This window comes from Shewanella sp. KJ2020, assembly GCF_024197625.1.
GTDB lineage: Bacteria > Pseudomonadota > Gammaproteobacteria > Enterobacterales > Shewanellaceae > Shewanella.
This window is the reverse complement of sequence record NZ_JAKUKD010000030.1, coordinates 269,231-287,534: the sequence shown is the minus strand read 5'-3', so window position 1 is coordinate 287,534 and position 18,304 is coordinate 269,231. Positions and strand designations below refer to the sequence as shown.

General features: G+C 45.6%; 13 protein-coding genes. 7 read left to right on the top strand and 6 right to left on the bottom strand.

Features of this window, described 5'->3' with window-relative positions; translation table 11 throughout:
- Positions 1-36 precede the first annotated feature (36 nt).
- The 4 genes from MJO46_RS16580 to fkpA all read right to left on the bottom strand — a co-directional run bounded on the left by MJO46_RS16580 (position 37) and on the right by fkpA (position 5,077).
- Entirely contained in the window at positions 37-474 is a 438-nt protein-coding gene (locus tag MJO46_RS16580; RefSeq protein WP_253990277.1) for a PaaI family thioesterase, read from the bottom strand.
- A gap of 93 nt (positions 475-567) precedes the next feature.
- On the bottom strand, positions 568-1,020 hold the full coding sequence (locus MJO46_RS16575) for a hypothetical protein (protein ID WP_253990276.1): 453 nt from the start codon (positions 1,018-1,020) through the stop codon (positions 568-570).
- Between the two features lie 108 nt (positions 1,021-1,128).
- Positions 1,129-3,741, bottom strand: coding sequence for an extracellular exonuclease ExeM (exeM, locus tag MJO46_RS16570; RefSeq protein ID WP_253990275.1), 2,613 nt, complete (start codon positions 3,739-3,741; stop codon positions 1,129-1,131).
- 565 nt (positions 3,742-4,306) lie between these two features.
- Entirely contained in the window at positions 4,307-5,077 is a 771-nt protein-coding gene (gene fkpA / locus MJO46_RS16565; protein ID WP_253990274.1) for an FKBP-type peptidyl-prolyl cis-trans isomerase, read from the bottom strand.
- A gap of 154 nt (positions 5,078-5,231) precedes the next feature.
- Here fkpA and MJO46_RS16560 point away from each other — a divergent pair, with 154 nt between their 5' ends.
- The 6 genes from MJO46_RS16560 (at position 5,232) to MJO46_RS16535 (ending at position 13,680) form a co-directional block, all read left to right on the top strand.
- Positions 5,232-6,182: a WD40 repeat domain-containing protein gene (locus tag MJO46_RS16560; RefSeq protein WP_253990273.1), complete on the top strand. Its 951-nt coding sequence runs from the start codon at positions 5,232-5,234 to the stop codon at positions 6,180-6,182.
- 9 nt (positions 6,183-6,191) lie between these two features.
- A complete protein-coding gene (locus MJO46_RS16555) occupies positions 6,192-6,404 on the top strand; it encodes a SlyX family protein (protein ID WP_253990272.1) in 213 nt (70 codons plus the stop codon).
- A gap of 147 nt (positions 6,405-6,551) precedes the next feature.
- A complete protein-coding gene (locus MJO46_RS16550) occupies positions 6,552-7,955 on the top strand; it encodes a COG3014 family protein (protein WP_253990271.1) in 1,404 nt (467 codons plus the stop codon).
- Between the two features lie 62 nt (positions 7,956-8,017).
- Entirely contained in the window at positions 8,018-8,611 is a 594-nt protein-coding gene (lpoB, locus tag MJO46_RS16545; RefSeq protein WP_198780871.1) for a penicillin-binding protein activator LpoB, read from the top strand.
- Between the two features lie 248 nt (positions 8,612-8,859).
- Positions 8,860-11,493: an aminopeptidase N gene (gene pepN, locus MJO46_RS16540; protein ID WP_253990270.1), complete on the top strand. Its 2,634-nt coding sequence runs from the start codon at positions 8,860-8,862 to the stop codon at positions 11,491-11,493.
- A 294-nt stretch (positions 11,494-11,787) separates the two neighbouring features.
- Positions 11,788-13,680 carry a methyl-accepting chemotaxis protein gene (locus tag MJO46_RS16535; RefSeq protein WP_253990269.1) on the top strand — a complete coding sequence of 631 codons (1,893 nt, stop codon included), beginning with the start codon at positions 11,788-11,790 and terminating at the stop codon, positions 13,678-13,680.
- Positions 13,681-13,764: 84 nt separating this feature from the next.
- On the opposite strand, the gene MJO46_RS16530 is transcribed toward MJO46_RS16535, so the two are convergent.
- Positions 13,765-15,192: a GGDEF domain-containing protein gene (locus tag MJO46_RS16530; RefSeq protein WP_253990268.1), complete on the bottom strand. Its 1,428-nt coding sequence runs from the start codon at positions 15,190-15,192 to the stop codon at positions 13,765-13,767.
- A 341-nt stretch (positions 15,193-15,533) separates the two neighbouring features.
- Between MJO46_RS16530 and MJO46_RS16525 the strand changes: the two genes are divergently transcribed.
- Positions 15,534-16,430 carry a DUF72 domain-containing protein gene (locus tag MJO46_RS16525; RefSeq protein WP_253990309.1) on the top strand — a complete coding sequence of 299 codons (897 nt, stop codon included), beginning with the start codon at positions 15,534-15,536 and terminating at the stop codon, positions 16,428-16,430.
- A 160-nt stretch (positions 16,431-16,590) separates the two neighbouring features.
- Here MJO46_RS16525 and MJO46_RS16520 read toward each other — a convergent pair whose 3' ends face one another.
- On the bottom strand, positions 16,591-18,060 hold the full coding sequence (locus MJO46_RS16520; RefSeq protein ID WP_253990308.1) for an inorganic phosphate transporter: 1,470 nt from the start codon (positions 18,058-18,060) through the stop codon (positions 16,591-16,593).
- Positions 18,061-18,304: the final 244 nt, after the last annotated feature.

Genomic DNA, 18,304 nt, shown 5'->3' with positions numbered 1-18,304 from the left:
CGTTTGGGCTGGTCCGTCACATTTAGCATTTAGCGTTTAGCGTTTAACGACAGCCGCCGTCATCCGTGAAATACAAGTCAGTTCACCGGCGCTGTTATGGATTAAAATTTCCCATACCGAGCTACGTTTTCCTAAATGGATAGGTTTAGCCGTGGCGATTAATACCCCATTACGGGAAGCCCTTAAGTGGTTGGCATTAATCTCTTGCCCTACACAATAGTACTGCTCAAAATCCACCGCAAAATTTGCCGCATAACTGGCAACGGTCTCGGCAAGGGCAACATTCGCACCGCCATGAACTATGCCCAATGGGTTATGCACCGCAGGGCTGGCGGGCATAGTGGCCTTCATATAATCGTCGCCAATCTCACTAATCTCTATCCCTAAGGTCTGCATTAATGTGCCTTTGCAACCCATTCCGGCATCTAAACGTGCACAATCTTCTAAGGTTACAGGTCTAAACCAAATACTCATTTCAACATCCTAGTAATTAAAACCAATAAGCAGTTTACTGGGAACTGGATGAAGTTCAATAGATTAACCAGCACTAAATAAGCTCAAATCCATTTAAGTTAACCACTGTTTGGTGATACTAAAATGACTAAACCAGACGAGAAAAATCCCCCACAGGCTCACGGCACTCGGTAAAATAAGACTGCCAGCTCCTAGGGCAACGGCGGCATTTTGGATACCAAACACATAACCCATTTGCACTAACACTGCGACAAGCGATACCAATAACACTTTATAAGATATGGCTTTTTTCAATATCAACAACAAACAACCTAGCACCCCTGATACCACAGCAAAGCCAAAGACAAATTCGACCCATACTGGCGTAGATTCATAGAGCTTGACTTGCTCAGGACTCATATGAGTCATCGCTTCCGGCGTTATTGTCATTTCCATAACAAACGACAAGAATCCCATGATATTCCACAATAAACTAAAGGTTGCGACAAAATAAAACCACATGGGTGCTTTCACACCCTGAATGGGATAAGCAGCCGTAGCGATCATATATTCCCCCGTCCCCGTTAAGCACAAAGCATAAAAAAGGGATGGTTAACCATCCCTTTGCTCTCAGTTTAGTTCACAAATTTTCTTTGTGATGATCAAACTGCTGAATTAACGGCGACGACGTTGTAAACCAAACAAGGACATCAGTGCTAAGCCTAAATAGCCCAAGGCACCACCATCATCTTTAGGCTTTGGCTCAGGTTTTGGAGGCTCGACTGGCGCTGGGTAGCTTAAAGCGACAATCACAGGATCATGATCTGATGCAGAAAACGCATTTTCAGATTTAGCTAGATCACCAGAGAATTTCTTACCGTATTCAAACAGGTTCGATTCCACTGAGTTGATATGCCAATCTTCAATATCCACTAAGCGTTTAGCTAGGCTAGCATTGGCTAAAGCGTGGTCTAAATTACCTAACTCGCCGTTATAGCTGTAAGAATAAGTACCTGCACCGTGGGCCTTAGTGTTCAAGTTGATCAGGCCATAACCCTTCTCAATCTTGCTGCCTTGGCGTTCAAACACTTTGCCATCGAGTGTCGTCCAAGAGGCGGTCATGATGTCACGATCTGATTTGCTTGCATCGAAGTCGGTTAATACACGGATAGGATCTTCCATACCATAGGCATTCATATCACCGATAACCAGTAAATCACCCTTCACATCTTTTAGCGTTTCACCTAAGACTTTGGCTGCAGATACACGGAAAGCATTACACTTGCCCTGTTGATCGGCTGGATCGACCGACTCTTCGAAGTTAGCCCAATCCTCTAAACAGCCTGAGCCCTTAGATTTCAGATGGTTAACAACAACAGTCAGGGATTCGTCATGGATCTTAAAGGTTTGTGCGAGACTGTGACGTTGGTAAGCATCATTACCTGGGTTAGTTTCCGTCTTGCCATCTTTAGTCCGAGTCACACTACCAGCACTGGCGTGTTGCTCTGGTGTCTCAATCGTCTGAGCAGCGCCCGCTAAGGTCACTTTGCCGCCACGGTATAACATGCCCACAGTAATAGCATCGGAGCCAAAGTATTTGCCGTCATACTTGTCGGCATCGGCGATCTCAACAAAGCTATAGGCGTTTTCAGGGGTTTGCTTCTCGTTCAGTGCATCGACTAAGTTTTTAATCGCGCTCTTTTCACCAAAACCATTGTTAGCGATTTCCATTAAGCCCACGATATCGGCATTCATCGCGGTAATGGCACTGACAATTTTAGTGCGTTGTAACAGCATTTCCTCTTCGGTCAACGCACCACGGTTGCTGCCTGAAGGGTTAGTATCGCCACCAACGACATCGTTGAAGAAGTTCAATACGTTAAAGCTAGCGACCCGTAGATCGCCCTTAGTCGCTACGCTTGGCGCATCGGTTCTATCATCACCACGAATAAAATCACCGGCAGTAATAGTGTTAGTCGCCACTAAACGATAGGCACCGTAGCTATAACCAATCACACCTTGCAGGTTAGTTAGTTGATCGCCCACACGGATATAACCCGTTTCCACATTGAAATCAGGGAAGTATGGAATAACACCATCTGCTGGTTTGTAATCGGATTCGATAAAGAGTTGGTTTTCGAGGTTAAATTTAACTAACGCCATCGCTTCGGCAGAAAGCGCGGGATACAGCTGTGTCGACTTCATTAACGGTTCTTTGTAAGACACCAGCATGTTATTACGACGGCCAGCATAATCATAGCTGAAGGTACGGCTGATCTTAAGATCGCTGCCCGCATCTAAGGCGACATTCATACCTTCATAACGTTCTAACGCTTGGGCTAAGGTTTCGCCATCGGCGACATAGAAAGGCGCGGCAACTGGGACTTCTCCCTTAGTGCCAACATCAATTTTTTTGTCGGTTTTAATATCAATTTGGGTTAAGCCGAAGTATTCCTTCACCTTACCTTGTACGCAGACTTCAACCCCAGGTTGAATCGCTTCGGGCGCCGCTTCACCGAGGAAAACAAACACGCCATCTGAGGTGTAAGGAGAGTTATCCCCTTTAATTTCTTGTAGATAGAAACCTTTAAACAAACTTTCACCACGGGCAGTGACCACACCGCGCACTGTCACTTCGCTTTCAGACTCAAATGCACCTGCAGGAACGAAAGGACTAGACTCACCAGCGCCTTGTACTTGATAAATAGGGACTATTTTAGCGCCGCTGCAGCTAAAGACTGGTACTTCAGGCTCAGCAGGCGTGTCTAACGAACCTAAACCAGAAAAAGTATCCTTAGGCAGTTGTTCCCACTGGGCTGAATTGAAGACAGTGTTTGCCACTAATGAATCGAGTTTACGCTTGAGGGTTACGTCGAGCCCCCAACCCGCAGGAGTTGGCACATCACCGATAATATCGACAACGTTGCCATCTTTAACTAAAGCAACCGCATCGCCACCGTTAAAACTTAATGTGCCAGGGAAACTATCGACACCTTGGGCCAGAGTAATAGCACCACTGGAGTTTACAATAACCTTAGTGGATTTAGGCGCAATGGTTTGGCCATCTAAGACCTGCATATCTGCGGCTTCGGTTGCACCATCTTTATAACGAACCAGTTTATAACCAGCAAGATCAATTACCGTATCACCGCCGTTATATAGTTCAATCGCTTTATTATTTGAGCTACCTTCAACATATTCAGTAATCATCACATCAGCGCTTGCCATCATAGGTAAAGCTGCTGCAACCGCTAAAGAAATAGCCGTTAACTTATTAACATTATCCATATCATCAACCCCATTATTATAATATTGCCGCTAACTTCTATTAACGTGCGGGCGGATTATTTCAGAGTTGTAAGCGTAAAAAAAGAGGGCAAGATCTCACATTGACCATGTAACACATTGATGAGTATATGATTATATACATTTTATTGTTCACCAAGCAGAACAGGCATATAAAACAAAAGTATTAGCCAAATAAAAACAATCAGTAAGACTAATACACATAAACTAGATTAGCCTTCTTCAACGACCAAATAATCGACAATATTTAAATATGATATTTTAATGATATTATTCAGAACGAAGTACCAAATAAAATATAAAAAAAGAGCCCATACAAGGCCCAATTGATTTATTTAAAACTTAACTATGGATTCATTATTTTGCAATAAACAACCCACCCGACAAAATAAAATCTAAAGGTTAAACATATCCGTGTTATCTCAGCCTTGCTGCATCTGCCTTTGCCAAACACATTAAAACAATCGGTATTTTCAAGGCAAAAAAATACCGCTCACTTAGGAGCGGTATTTTCAATGACTGTGTATTACACGTCGCAGCTAACCACTTACTTTTTAGCAGCTTCAGCGGCTGGTGCTGCTGGGGCCTTCTCAACTGATTTCAGCTCAACTTCGAAAATCAATGTCGAGTTAGGTGGAATAGTGCCAGTATCGCGGTCACCGTAAGCTAAGTTTGCAGGAATAACAAACTTATACTTAGCGCCTACAGGCATTAATTGCACGCCTTCGGTCCAACCTGGAATAACACGATTCAGTGGGAACTTAGCAGTTTGACCACGTTTGTATGAACTGTCGAACTCAGTACCGTCGATTAAAGTCCCAACGTAATCCACTTCAACTGTGTCTTCAGCGGCAGGTTTTTCACCAGAACCCGGTGTTAACACTTCGTATTGCAGACCCGATTCAGTGGTGACTACGCCTGGTTTAGCCTTGTTGTCTTCGAGGAACTTTTTACCGTCCTCGATATTTTTCGCAGCAATGACTTTAGCTTGTTCTTGACGTTTGTCGTTTAACTTTTTATCTAAACCTTGAAGAATGGTTTGCATTTCTTCTTCGGTTAATTTCAGCTGATCATTCAGACCGTTAGTAAAGCCGGTAACGATCAGAGTGCGGTCAACTGGCAGGCCTAATTCTTCTTGCTCTTTGATATGGCCAGACATGTAACGACCGATTGAAGCGCCTACACTATATGCTTCTTTTTGAGCTTCTGTCGTTAATTCAACATTTGCGCTTGTGTTTGTTGCTTTTTCTTCTTGATTACAAGCAGATAGGCCAATAACAGCCAATGCAACTAACGATAATTTATAAATCGATTTCATTAAAGCTTCCTCAGCATCCTCAAGCGGTTACAATAACCTAAGCGCGACAACTTTATACTAGTTATCTCAGTTATACCAACTAGATTCTTTATGGGTTAACAGTGATTAATCTCACTCTCTCGAGACTAGAGACACCAACTTTAGGAGCAAGTTCATGAAGAAAAATCTACTGCTGGTAATTTGTACCATTTTTCTGACTGCTTGCCAGCCCAAAGCCGATGATATTAACGTCCTCACCACTGGGCCAAGTTATAGTGCTAGCCTCTCGAGTAATGCCGAATTTGCCTTAGTTGCGACACAAAATGAGGGCGTCCAGTATTGGGACTTAAGCACCCACACTCTTAAATACCAATGGATACATGGCGATATCAATACCGGAGTCACGAGCACCGCTATTTCCCCCAATGGGCTCTTTGCCGCCTCATTAAGCCGGGATTCAGTTGTACTGTGGACAATAACCGACGGTAAATCCATAGGTTGGTGGTCATTACCCTCATCGGGTGAGAGTGTCGCAGTTGCCGATACAGGCGCCCTCTTAATCGGGCTTAATGATGGTACTGTTATGTCGTTAAATGCGGCTAAAACAGCGTTGATCAAATTTCTGGGTCATAAAGAGCGGGTAAATAGCGTCGCCCTTTCAGCCGATGGTCGCATCGCCTTGACAGGATCGAACGATATGCAAGCCATTCTCTGGCAGGCACAAACTGGACAACCCCTGCACACTTGGACCTTAAGTAGTCGGATCACCAAAGTTGCCCTTAATGATAGTGGCAGCCTAAGTTTTACCAATGGTAGCACTAATGAAGCAAAAATCTGGGACAACACTAGCGGTAAGTTACTCAATCAATTAGAGATTAAACGGCGCCAAATGAACTTCTCTGCGGTGCGTTTTATTAAACAAGACAGCCAGTTATTGACCGGCACCCCCGCCAGAGAGGTGATACTCTGGCAACGAGATACGGGGAAACAAATCGGCAAATGGCAGGTAGCACTCACTAAAAACAGCCAAAACCGAGGAGCCGTTGTATACTCTGTGGCAATTCGAGATACCAATAAAGTCGTTAGTATCAGTAGCCAAGGCTTAGTAGAGACTTGGCAGCAATAGAGGTTAGTCATGCAAGGCGTACAAGCACAGATTGAAGAGCTACAAATGAAATTGGCTTTTCAGGAAATCACGGTCGAAGAGCTAAACCAAGAAGTGATAAAACTGAATCGGCTCGTAGCTCATCAGCAGCACCAGATCCAATTATTAGTCGGTAGATTACAGGCAATGGAGCCAAGTAATATGGCAACTCAAGCGGAAGAAACGCCGCCACCACATTACTAATTGCAATTGAATCCGTTAAGACTGTGACCACTAGAAACTAGGTAAATATCCAGGGAATGCGATGTTTAGAGATAAGATGTTAGAAGAAACGCCACTATCATTGACTATTGCCGCCATTGGCAATGCCATCTTAAGGCGCCCTCAAGCATGAAAATGACCTTCAGCAATTCTTTGATAAAATCGGCCATTAGCAGCAGCTTAATTATCGGTTTCGCGTTAAGCGCCAGTGGTTGCGCCTATAACAGTATTTTTATCAATTATCCCTCGCAAATAGCGCCTATTAAACAAGGGCTAAACACTGCAACACCCTTGGCGAGCATAGATAAACTGGCGAGCAATATCCAAGGCAACGATGGCCTACTCTATGCCCAAGAAGCCGGGAGAATTGCTCAAGTTGCCGGCGACTTTGCCAGCAGCAAACAATACTATCAGCAGGCCGTCGCGGCCTATACCGCCTTTGACGATAAAGCCAAAATTAGCGCAAGTGATGTGGGCGCCACCGCCAGTAGTTTAGTGCTAAACGATAATGCGATCCCCTACCGTGGGCCAGGGTATGAACGCATTATGTTACATCAATATCAAGCACTTAATTATTTATTCAGTGGGGATTATCAGGGCGCGCTTGTCGAAGTTCGCCGCAGTAACGAGCTGCAAGGCAGTGAGCAGGAACGCTATCAAAAGTCGCAAAAATCAGTACAAGCTATGGCAAATGGTACTGTCGATGCTGAAGTTAATAAACTCGGGCAAGCCGCCGGCACTGTGACCAGCTCTTTCTTAAATGCCTACAGCTATTACACTACTGGCGTACTGCATGAAGTGCTCGGCGAGCCAAACGATGCCTTTATTGATTACCGCAAAGCGGCACAAATTACCCCTGATAACACCTATCTACAACAGGATTTAGTCCGCCTTGCAAAACAGCTAGGCATGCCCCAATACGATGAATTTAAGCGGCGCTGGGGCGATGCTAAACTGCCCAAATCCGGTGAAGGTCAAGTGATCTTGATGGTCGAGCGTGGCTTTGTCCCAGAGAAGCAAGCGCTGACCGTGCCCTTTACCATACACGGTAACTGGCAGACCGTATCACTGGCGACCTATGGGCCAAATAATGCTTTTGTGCAGCCAGCCCAAGTGCAAGGTTTAGGTACAGTGCTCAAAACTGAACCTATTGCCAATATCGATGCCTTAGCCATCACGGCATTAAAAGAAGACTTGCCCGGCACTTTAGTGCGCCAAGTCGCTAGGGTATACGCCAAATCAGAAATGGCCTACCAGGTCGAAAAAAGCGGTAAGCCCGGCAACAATGCCGCCGATATAGGCAGTATTGCCATGCAGATTTTTAACGTAGTCTCTGAACAGGCGGATCGCCGCAGCTGGCTAACGCTCCCTAAACAGGCGCAGATCGGCAGACGTTATCTCAATCCGGGGGAATATACTCTACAGTTAGATAAAGCTCCGCCAGCCAAAATTGACGTTGCAGCAGGCAAAACCACCTTAGTCTGGGCAATTGATACTGGTAATTACACTCGAATTTATTCAATAATCATCTAGCGGTGAATGTTTGGATAAAACGTGTGTTATTAAGTTTATACAATCACAAAATGGAACTGACTATGAAACAATTTAAACTGATTTTTGTGCTGGCTGCCGTACTGGGTCTGGCTGCATGTCAATCTAAAGTCGAGTATGGTGATGCCACCGAAGTTGAAACCGTCAACGAAAACTTTGGCTCAACGGATCTGCAGGCCATCGCCGCTAAGATGGTGGATAGCATGATGACTTTCCCGCCAATCGTCGCTATGACTGCAAATAATCGTCCAATTTTATTTGTCGATAGCATTAAAAACAAAACCTCAGAGCATATTGATACAGAGTCAGTGACAGACTCTATCAGCAATAAGCTGTTACGTTCTGGCAAGTTCCGTTTTATCGATATGACCAAGGTTGATTCGGTGCGTAAGCAACTGGATTACCAAAATAATACCGGCATGATTGATCCATCAACCGCCATCAAGTTTGGTCGTCAAATTGGTGCCCAATATATGCTCTATGGCAACCTGTCTAGCATAGTAAAACAAGACGGTAGCACTAAGGATGTCTACTACAAGATGACCATGCGTCTAATGGATTTAGAAACCGGTTTGATTGAGTGGTCAGATGAAAAAGAAATCCGTAAGACTAAGTCTAAGTCTTTCTTAGGTATGTAATTATAGCGCTGGGCACCCACAGTGCCCTATCGCCCCGTAGAAGCCAGCATCATTGCTGGCTTTTTTTTACATTTTTAACATTGGTTATCCAAGGTAAATAAGGTAGTGTACTGCCCCAAAATACACTGCAATGATGCCACGATTGGGCGTTGCCCTCCCCTTGGGTAAAGCCAGCACGGTCAGCCAACGGCGAGACGAATGCCAACATCGGCGCAGAAAAGATAACAAATCGTTGAAGGATTTAAGTTGTGAACTTGTTTAAAGCTAGCCTGATCGCCCTAACCTGCTCCGCATTAATGTCATGTGCAACCCAAAGTACGCTCAATACTGGGCCACGGGATGCGAGCCCTTATATCAGCCAATATCAGGCGAGTCTGCGTTCCCAAGTCATTTCCGACGTCCACTATGCACTGGATTTTCAACTGACGGGTGAAGCAGAGTTCACCGCGAGCACTAAGGTGACCTTCAACTTAAGTGAAGTACCAAAACAACTGAGCTTAGATTTAAATAAAGCACAAATAAAACGTTTTATAATCAATGGCACCGCCGTTTACCCTAACTATAATGGCGCCTATATCAGCTTAAATACCCGCTTACTCACCTCGGGCGAGAACACGGTGGAAGTACAATTTACCCGCGCCCACAGCACCAATGGTGAAGGCTTACACCGTTTCCAAGATCCCGTAGATGGCAAAGTGTATCTCTATTCCCACTTCGAACCCGCCGCTGCGCAGCAGATGTTTGCCGTATTTGACCAACCTGATATTAAAGCCAACTACCAAATTACGGTAACGGCCCCAAAGGATTGGCAAGTGATCAGTGCGATGCGTGAAACCAATATCACCGCTGTTGGGGCCTTTAATCGCTGGGAGTTTCCACAAACGCCTAAATTGAGTCCCTATAACTTCTCAATGCATGCGGGGCCTTACCATATGTGGCAGGATAACTCCGGCCGCTATCCAATGCGCTTATTTGCGCGGGAGTCCGTCGCCAGCCAAGTGACACCCCAGGACTGGTTTACCTATACCAAACAAGGTTTAACCTTCTTTGATAACTATTTTGGTATCCCTTATCCCTTTAAAAAGTACGATCAAATTTTGGTGCCTGACTTCCTCTATGGCGCGATGGAAAATGCGGGCGCAGTGACCTTTGCTGAGGATCATTTCCTCCATAAAGCGGCCATGACGGCAGAGCAAAAACAAAGCCTCGCTGGTGTTATTATGCATGAAATGGCACATCAATGGTTTGGCGATCTCGTCACCATGAAATGGTGGAACGGCCTGTGGCTCAATGAAAGCTTTGCTTCTTTTATGGGAACGCTTGCAACCCAAGAAGCCACCGAATTTACCAATGCCTGGCGCAGTTTTTATGCCCAAGGCAAGCAAAGAGCCTATGAACAGGACAGTTTAGTCACCACACACCCGATTGAAGTCCCCGTCGCAACGACACAAAATGCCTTCGATAATATCGATGCTATTACCTATCAAAAGGGAGCCTCGACACTGAAACAACTCCGCCACTTGCTAGGCGATATGGTGTTCCGCCGCGGTGTCAGCAATTACTTAAAACAGTACAGCTATCAAAATGCCGAACTAGACGATTTTATCAATAGTTTGGGCCAAGCGGCTGGGCGCGACTTAAAGGTATGGACTCAGGAATGGCTCTACAGCGCAGGGGTTAATACCATCAAAGCAGAATATCGCTGTGAAGGTAATCGCATCAGCGAGTTTAGCCTATTGCAACTCCCCGCAAGTACAGATCTGCCGACACTGCGCGAACAAAAGGTACAGGTAGCCCTATTCACCCAGGGCCGTTTCGATTTAAGAAATGACATCACAGTCCCTGTGACCTATAAGGGCGAACGCACCGAAGTCAAACAATTAGTTGGCGAGCGTTGCCCGGATTTAGTGTATCCAAACTTTGATGACTGGGGTTTTGTAAAAGTAGAATTAGATGACAAGTCCTTTACGACTGCCAAGCAGCAACTCAGCAATGTGTCAGATCCACTGCTGCGTTCTATGCTGTGGCAAAGCCTGTGGGATAGCGTGCGCGAAGGTAACTTGAGCTTAGATCAATACCTGAGCACAGTGTTTGTCAACGCACCTGCGGAGACGGATTACACTATCGTCGGCCAAATTATCTCAAGCCTGCTGCGCTCAAAGGAATACTTAGCGCAAATTGCCCCTATCCAGCAAAACTATGCCGAGAATGCGGTGAAAGGGCTAGCGCAGATGAGCCTAAGAAAAACCATGGAAAGCAAAGATGATACTGACTTCCAACGTCGTTGGTTTAATGCCTATATACAACTCGCAAGTGATCGCGACAGTCTGCGTCACCTTGCACAGCTTTTAGATGGCACTTCAAAAATCAAAGGCCTAACGCTAGATCAAGACCTACGCTGGAGCATCATTACCCAACTCAACCGTTATGATTTCCCTAATGCGCAGCAACGTTTAACCAAAGAAGTGGCAAAGGATAACTCGGACTCGGGTGAAAAAGCGGCCCTCGCGGCTCAGGTTATTCGCCCAGAAGCCGCGGCTAAACGTCGCTGGTTGAGTAAGGTGCATTCAGACACCCTGCCATTTGCGAAGCAGCGTATTGTGATGGAGCATTTATACCCCGCCGAGCAAAAACTATTGAATGCCGCAACCGCAGAAGAGCGCTTAGCCAGCTTAGTGGATATGGATAAAAAGGGGCCAGTGTTTATGCGTAGCTATAGCAAAAACTTAATCCCAACTGACTGTAACTACACGAGTATTGCCGCACTGGATAAAGTGTTAGATAGTCAAACCGGGCTCTCTAATCTCGGACGCCGTGCCCTGCTCGAAACCCGCCAAGCGGAGCAGCGTTGCGTGTTGATCAAGAATAAAATGACCCATTGATTTTAATATCAAAATCACTTTAAGGGGCTCCTAGGAGCCTCTTTTTACATCCCTTGAAAAGCATCATGCTAAAAAATCACGCCTTTATGTAGCTCCTGCCTTTGTTAATCATTCGAATATAACTTAATGATATTTAGTTCCATTCTTTATGGATATCAAACCGTTATGCAAACGGTAAATAATGAGGTAAACCACTAAATTAATTAAAATAATGATGGCCTCACCCGGTTTTATCGCCAACAGCCGCTATACTAAAATAACTTTAGTGCGCTAACGGAATATAAAGGAATAGATATGCGATCCACTCTCAAAACACGCTTATTATTAAGCAGTCTCATGGCCGTACTTATTACCATTGCGGTTTTGGTCAGCATCTCCAGTTATTTCATCAGAAATAATGCATTAGAAAATACCCAGCATGAAATTGATCAGCTTGCTAATACCTTTGCTCAAGGTATTGGTCTATGGATGCAAGACCGAAAAACCGCCATCACTAGCCTCAAAAAAACCATAGAGGCAGATCCTTCAGTGCAAGTAACCCCGTATTTACTCCAAGCCCACAATACTATGGGCTTTGCTCTAACGTATTTCGGTGATGAACAAGGCAATATGTACCGCCAAGATCCATCCCTCAATACCGCGAACTATGACCCAAGGGTGCGCCCTTGGTATATGGATGCGAAGGCCGCCAATGCGATGATAATGACTGCCCCCTATGTCAGTGCGACCTTAAAAAAACAAGTCGTCACCATAGCAGAACCTGTGATGGTTTCAGGGCAACTCTTTGGGGTTGCTGCGGCAAACTTAACCATAGATCAACTAACCGATGCGGTGCAGCGCCTTCAGGTACCGGGTGAAGGTTATACGTTAATGGTTGATAGGGCGGGTCTTATCATCAGCCACCCCAATAGCCAACTTAATAACCAACAACTCAATAATATTGACAGCAATTTAACTACCAGCTGGCTATCCCAACGCGCTAACGCCAATACCATGGAGGAGCGAGATCTCGATGGTACGACAAAATTAGTCTATGTCGCTGCAGTCCCCTCCACTGACTGGGCGCTCATTTTCGTTATGGATAAACAGGAAATCATGTCCCAAGCGACTAATTTGGCTTGGTGGATGTCCGCCGTTGGTGCCGCGCTGTTGTTCCTCTTTGGTTTGATTCTGGTGGCCATTTTCAAAATCCAATTTAAAGATCTGGAACGCGTTGCCCAAGCGCTCAATGATATTGCCGAGGGAGATGGCGATTTAACAGTACGTATTCATACTGCCAATCAGCACGATGAAATAGGTATGCTGGCCTCTGGTTTTAACCGCTTTGTCGAACGTCTCCACGGTATGATTTCACGGATGCACAAAATTGCAGGCCAGCTCGAATACCAAGCAAAAGGTAGCAGTGCTTCTGCAACCGATAACAGCCAACGTATTGAGGTACAGCAGGATGAAGTGACTATGGTTGCCACTGCGGTTACCGAAATGGCAAGCGCAACTGAGGAAATTGCCAGCAATGCCGAGCACACGGCACAAACGGCACAGAATGCCGTAAGCCTATCAAATCACGGACAAAAGCAAGTTATGCAAAGCCAGCAATCCATTCGTAATTTAGCCAATGAAGTGGAAACCGCTGGCCGTATTATCGGTGAACTTAATGAACACTCGCAGAAGATCAACAGTATCCTGCTGACCATCAGCGGCATTGCCGAGCAAACTAATCTACTGGCCCTCAATGCAGCTATTGAAGCCGCTCGCGCTGGCGAACAGGGTCGAGGCTTTGCGGTCGTTGCCGACGAAGTGCGGGTATTGTCACAACGCACCCATTCATCGACCCAAGAAATTCAAGCCATGATTGAAACCCTACAACAAACGGCAGGCAAAGCGGTTAAATCTATGACCCAGAGTCACGCCATGGCAGAAACCAGTGTGTCCGATGCCAATTCGGCCAGTGAAAGCCTATTGCAAATCAGCAAAGCCATTAATGATATTTCAGATATGGCGAGCCAAATTGCTACCGCAGCTGAGGAGCAAACCTCAGTGACCAGCGAAATCAACCGTAACACTGAGTCCATCCGTGAGGTTTCTGAAAATCTCTCTATCGAAGCCCAAACATCCATGGTGCAGGCTCAAGAACTCGCCCATTTAGCGGCGTCGCTACAGCAAGAGGTCAACCGCTTTAAGCTGTAACTTGTCACACCATATACAGCTCATACGCCATCAATAAAAATGCCCGATAACCAAAGATTATCGGGCATTTTACTCATGCTGAAGTTACATCATTTTTTTAGCATCCATCAGTTGTACTTCGAGGTGAGGTAAAGATTGAACTTGCACGGTTCTTAAACCTTGGTAGCCCATCTCAATCCGATTGCCACCATTCTTTTTCGCCTTATACATAGCGGCATCGGCACAAGAGAGTAGTTGTTTCTCATCCAAGCCATGCTCTGGATACAAGGCAATACCTATGCTAGGTAAAATATGGATCTGTTGATCGGCAAGTTCAAATGGTTGATTTAGCATTTGCAGTATTTTCTGCGCCACTAATAGCGTATTTTGAGCCGAATCCACTCGCTCAAGCAACACCACAAACTCATCGCCACCAAAACGCGCCACAGTATCCGACTCCCGCACACAACTGAGGATACGTTGGGCGGTAATTTGCAATAATAGATCGCCCACACTGTGACCATAGGTATCGTTCACCCATTTGAACTTATCTAAGTCTAAGTAAAGCAAAGAGAAGTAACTTGACTCGCGGTGAGCTCGATTCAATGCTTTCTGAAATCTATCATAAAACAACTCACGATTTGGCAGATGGGTTAATTGATCATACAGAGCGATATGCTCTAAACGAGCCAACATCTGCCGACGCTCAATAGCAAAAGCAATTTGAGTTGAAACAAATTCGGCTAACTCACGATCTTGTTGGGTATAAGAGGCAAACCTAGGATCGCTATGCATCACCAGTGCGCCTATCACCCCTTTTTGTAACTTAAGGGGTACGCCAAGCCAGCTAATATTACAACTATTATGCTCACACTCTGCGGCGCTAGCCTCCCCACTTAACGTGAGAGGACATAACAGTAAAGACTCGGCACTGTGGATCACTTGTTCAGTGAAAACGCTAAAACTTGTGATGTCGACATCCGCATTCTTTTCGGAAAAGACACGGTAAGGGAAGCTTAATTCATTTAAATCTTGATCATAGAGTGCAATAGCAAAATTAGCCGCAGGTAGGAGTTTCGCCATAATTTGATGAATACGACTATAGAGCGCGAGTAAATCCTCGGTGACATGCACGGCCTCGGAGATCTCGTACAGGGCCGACTGCCTACGTTCCGCATTTTTACTCTTAGTGATATCACGGGCGACTGCAACTCGTTGCTGATAGGCCTCTGACCATCGCGCAGACCAGAGAATATCGACCACTGAACCATCTTTACGGACGTATCGATTCTCAAAATCCACTTTATAATGCCCGGCCATGATCTCCTGGGCGGTCGCTAGAGTGCGCTCCCTATCCTCCGGCAGCACGAGATCTAACATCTGCATGCCAATCATTTCTTCTGGGGTATAACCAAAAATTCGCTCGGCACCGGCGCTCACAAATTCAAATCGTCCCGTTTTATCGACGACACAAATCGCATCTAATAACAGCTCGATAAAATGACTTAGGGATGTGTAACCATCATTCTTCACGCGGTTCTCCACTCAAGTTCCATTTCAACAGAAGGTAATGCAAAGCGTACATTAACACACTATTAGAGTAGGATAATTTTCAGAGTCGATCCATCACCAACATTAATGAATAGACGTTTCGAAGCCGTTAATTTATCCATAATAATTGAGTATACAACCGCCCTAACTCAGACAATTGCAACGGATTTGACGCTTCTATAGTGACATAGGCACAATAACGGTCAATTTCTTATTGGGAAAATCATACTGGGATAAACCCACAGTATTGTGAAAGGAATGTTTATTTGAATCCACTCGTACCGCCTTCACACCGTCACGGAAGCCTACGTATTGGGTTAGCCATGTGGTCGCATCAGCATTGGCAAGACAGTGTTTATGGCCGAGAAACCAAGCAGGCCGATCGACTTGCCCGCTATGCCGATATTTTTAATACCGTTGAAGGCAACACCAGTTTCTATGCGACACCGAGCCAACAAACCGTATTGAATTGGCACAGTGCTACCCCAGAGAGTTTTCGATTTACCTTTAAGCTGCCACAGACCATTACCCACCAAAAGCAGCTTTTACTTTGCGGACAAGAACTCAATGATTTTTTTCGGGTAATGACGCCACTGATAGAGAAAACGGGAGTGTGGAAAATACAGTTACCCGCTCACTTTGGGCCGGAACAATTACCTGTACTAAAACAATTTTTAGCGCAAGTCCCCCAAGGGCTCAACTACGGCGTCGAAGTGAGGCACCCCGCTTTTTTTGCTAAGGGTGATGCAGAACGAGCACTCAATCGATTACTCATAGATAAAGGGATCAATCGCATCATTATGGATAGTCGTCCATTATTTGCCCTGCCGCCCAGTAACGCTGCCATCATCGACGCCCAAAAGAAAAAGCCTCGGCTGCCTGTACATCCTATTGCCACAGCAAATACCCCAGTTGTGCGTTTTATTGGACAAACTGATGTAACAGAGCCTGGGTTCACACAGGCAGAAACCGTGGGACTGCCCAAAAATAATGATGCCTTCTTTAACAATTGGCAGAAGCAACTGCCGATTTGGCTAAACGAAGGCCGCGAGCCCTATTTTTTTATCCATACTCCCGATAATCAAACCGCCCCCGAACTCGCTATCCGTCTCTATCAAACGCTGCGAGAGCAGATTGCAGCGCACATTGATCTCCCAGAGCTAAGTCTGCTTGAAAAGAAACCAGAGGAGACAAGTACACAGATGGGACTTTCTTGGTAAAACGGCGCGAATAGCTTTAATTTTTGCCACCATCTCAGCAACACCAGCACCGCTATCCTCAATATTAATCCCTGCTACACCAAGCTCAGCGAGCTGCGCAACACAAGAGCAACCTCATCGGGAGCTTGGCTATGCGAGCATTTCGCTTGAGTATTCTCAGCTAACCCCAAAGTGCATTGGCAAGGATAAACACGCACGCAGAGAGCAACATAGTGATAGGAAGCGTCAGCAGCCAAGCGAGCATGATTTGCTTGATCGTTTGGATCTGAAGCCCTGAACGATTCGCCACCATAGTGCCCGCAACAGCTGAAGATAGAATATGAGTCGTCGATACAGGCATGCCCGTCACACTAGCAATACCAATCGATACGGCCGCAGTGACCTGTGCGGCAATGCCTTGGCTATAAGTCATACTCGATGAACCAATTTTTTCCCCAACGGTATACACAATCCGTCGCCAGCCCACTAACGTACCGCAGCCCAGTGCAGTCGCAATGGCAATAATGACCCAAAGAGGCGCATATTCAGTAGTTAGAGTGAGATCCTTACGCCATTGAGCCAATGAAGTCAGATCTTTCGCGGGAAGGCCTAACTTAGCCACTTGCCGGGCAGTATCATCGATACACAGGAGTAACCGACGCACCTCCCGTCGCTCTTGTACATCCATGTCTTGATAAGTCGAGGCTTTTGCCAAACGGCGATCGAGCAGCGACATCGCCGGTAATACATTCGCGGGTGAACAATGGGCCAGCATATATTCAGGGACGTTTGCCGAAGCATTAAAATCGATGACATCCGCGATAACGGTTTGATTGCGGTCATAAATCGCCATAATGCGCCGATTGGCATCTTGAGTTCGTTCTAAATCATAGGGTTGGCTGCTCATATCCAAGGCAAAATACGCCGGAGCCATACAAATCAGCACTAACATCACTAGGCCGATGCCCTTCTGACCATCGTTCGAACCATGGGCAAAGCTCACCCCCATAGCAGAGACAATTAAACTCGCCCTTGCCCAAAATGGCGGATGTTTTTTGCCATTAATCTGCATCTGTTCATCGGGAGTACGGTGAATTTTATGCTTCTGCCAGACGTATTTCATGATGAGTAAAAAAATCCCTGCCATCACAAAACCTAAGGTTGGCGAAATGATTAAGGACAACATGATCTGCGAGGCTTTGGAGACATTAATGCCCTGCAAGATAGGCTGATGGTTCATCCAAGCGAACGCGCCGCCAACGCCCATTATTGAACCAATCAAGGTATGGGAACTCGATGCAGGAATACCAAAATACCAAGTGCCTAAGTTCCAAATAATTGCCGAAAACAGCAAGGAAAAGACCATCAATAAACCTTGGGTCGAATCCATACTGAGCAAGGAGTCTACAGGCAACAAATGCACTATCGCATAGGCCACACCTAAGCCACCTAATAGCACACCTGCAAAATTAAAGAGCGCAGAGGTAACAACGGCAAAATTGGCTGGCATTGCCTTGGTATAAATGACCGTAGCCACCGCATTGGCAGTGTCGTGGAAACCATTGATGAACTCGTATGCCAATACAAACAGTATCGCAAGCACTAAACCCACAGACCAAGCAAAGCCTAACGTGGTGAACATTTCAAACATAACATACTGACCCATGGCGAGAACGCCCACAGATTACGCCTATATTTAACCTCTTTTACAGTGAAAAATTATTTAGATTGTCAAAAAGTGAATTAGCCCTCAATAACTCAGTAGCATGCTTGCAATTAACACGGGCTTCATTTTGTTCAACTATATGAACAACAGTGCACGGAAAACACCCAAAATATTGATTATACATGTAAAAATATATTTAAAGAGAGTGCTCGTTATCATAAGTCGTAAC

What these genes read in the sequence shown, in the direction of transcription:
- MJO46_RS16575 (WP_253990276.1), bottom strand. Translation starts at nt 1,020, where the DNA reads ATGATCGCTACGGCTGCTTATCCCATTCAGGGTGTGAAAGCACCCATG.
- fkpA (WP_253990274.1), bottom strand. Translation starts at nt 5,077, where the DNA reads ATGAAATCGATTTATAAATTATCGTTAGTTGCATTGGCTGTTATTGGC.
- MJO46_RS16535 (WP_253990269.1), top strand. Translation starts at nt 11,788, where the DNA reads ATGCGATCCACTCTCAAAACACGCTTATTATTAAGCAGTCTCATGGCC.
- MJO46_RS16520 (WP_253990308.1), bottom strand. Translation starts at nt 18,060, where the DNA reads ATGTTTGAAATGTTCACCACGTTAGGCTTTGCTTGGTCTGTGGGTTTA.
- MJO46_RS16525 (WP_253990309.1), top strand. Translation starts at nt 15,534, where the DNA reads ATGTGGTCGCATCAGCATTGGCAAGACAGTGTTTATGGCCGAGAAACC.
- MJO46_RS16560 (WP_253990273.1), top strand. Translation starts at nt 5,232, where the DNA reads ATGAAGAAAAATCTACTGCTGGTAATTTGTACCATTTTTCTGACTGCT.
- MJO46_RS16555 (WP_253990272.1), top strand. Translation starts at nt 6,192, where the DNA reads ATGCAAGGCGTACAAGCACAGATTGAAGAGCTACAAATGAAATTGGCT.
- lpoB (WP_198780871.1), top strand. Translation starts at nt 8,018, where the DNA reads ATGAAACAATTTAAACTGATTTTTGTGCTGGCTGCCGTACTGGGTCTG.
- exeM (WP_253990275.1), bottom strand. Translation starts at nt 3,741, where the DNA reads ATGGATAATGTTAATAAGTTAACGGCTATTTCTTTAGCGGTTGCAGCA.
- MJO46_RS16580 (WP_253990277.1), bottom strand. Translation starts at nt 474, where the DNA reads ATGAGTATTTGGTTTAGACCTGTAACCTTAGAAGATTGTGCACGTTTA.
- MJO46_RS16550 (WP_253990271.1), top strand. Translation starts at nt 6,552, where the DNA reads ATGAAAATGACCTTCAGCAATTCTTTGATAAAATCGGCCATTAGCAGC.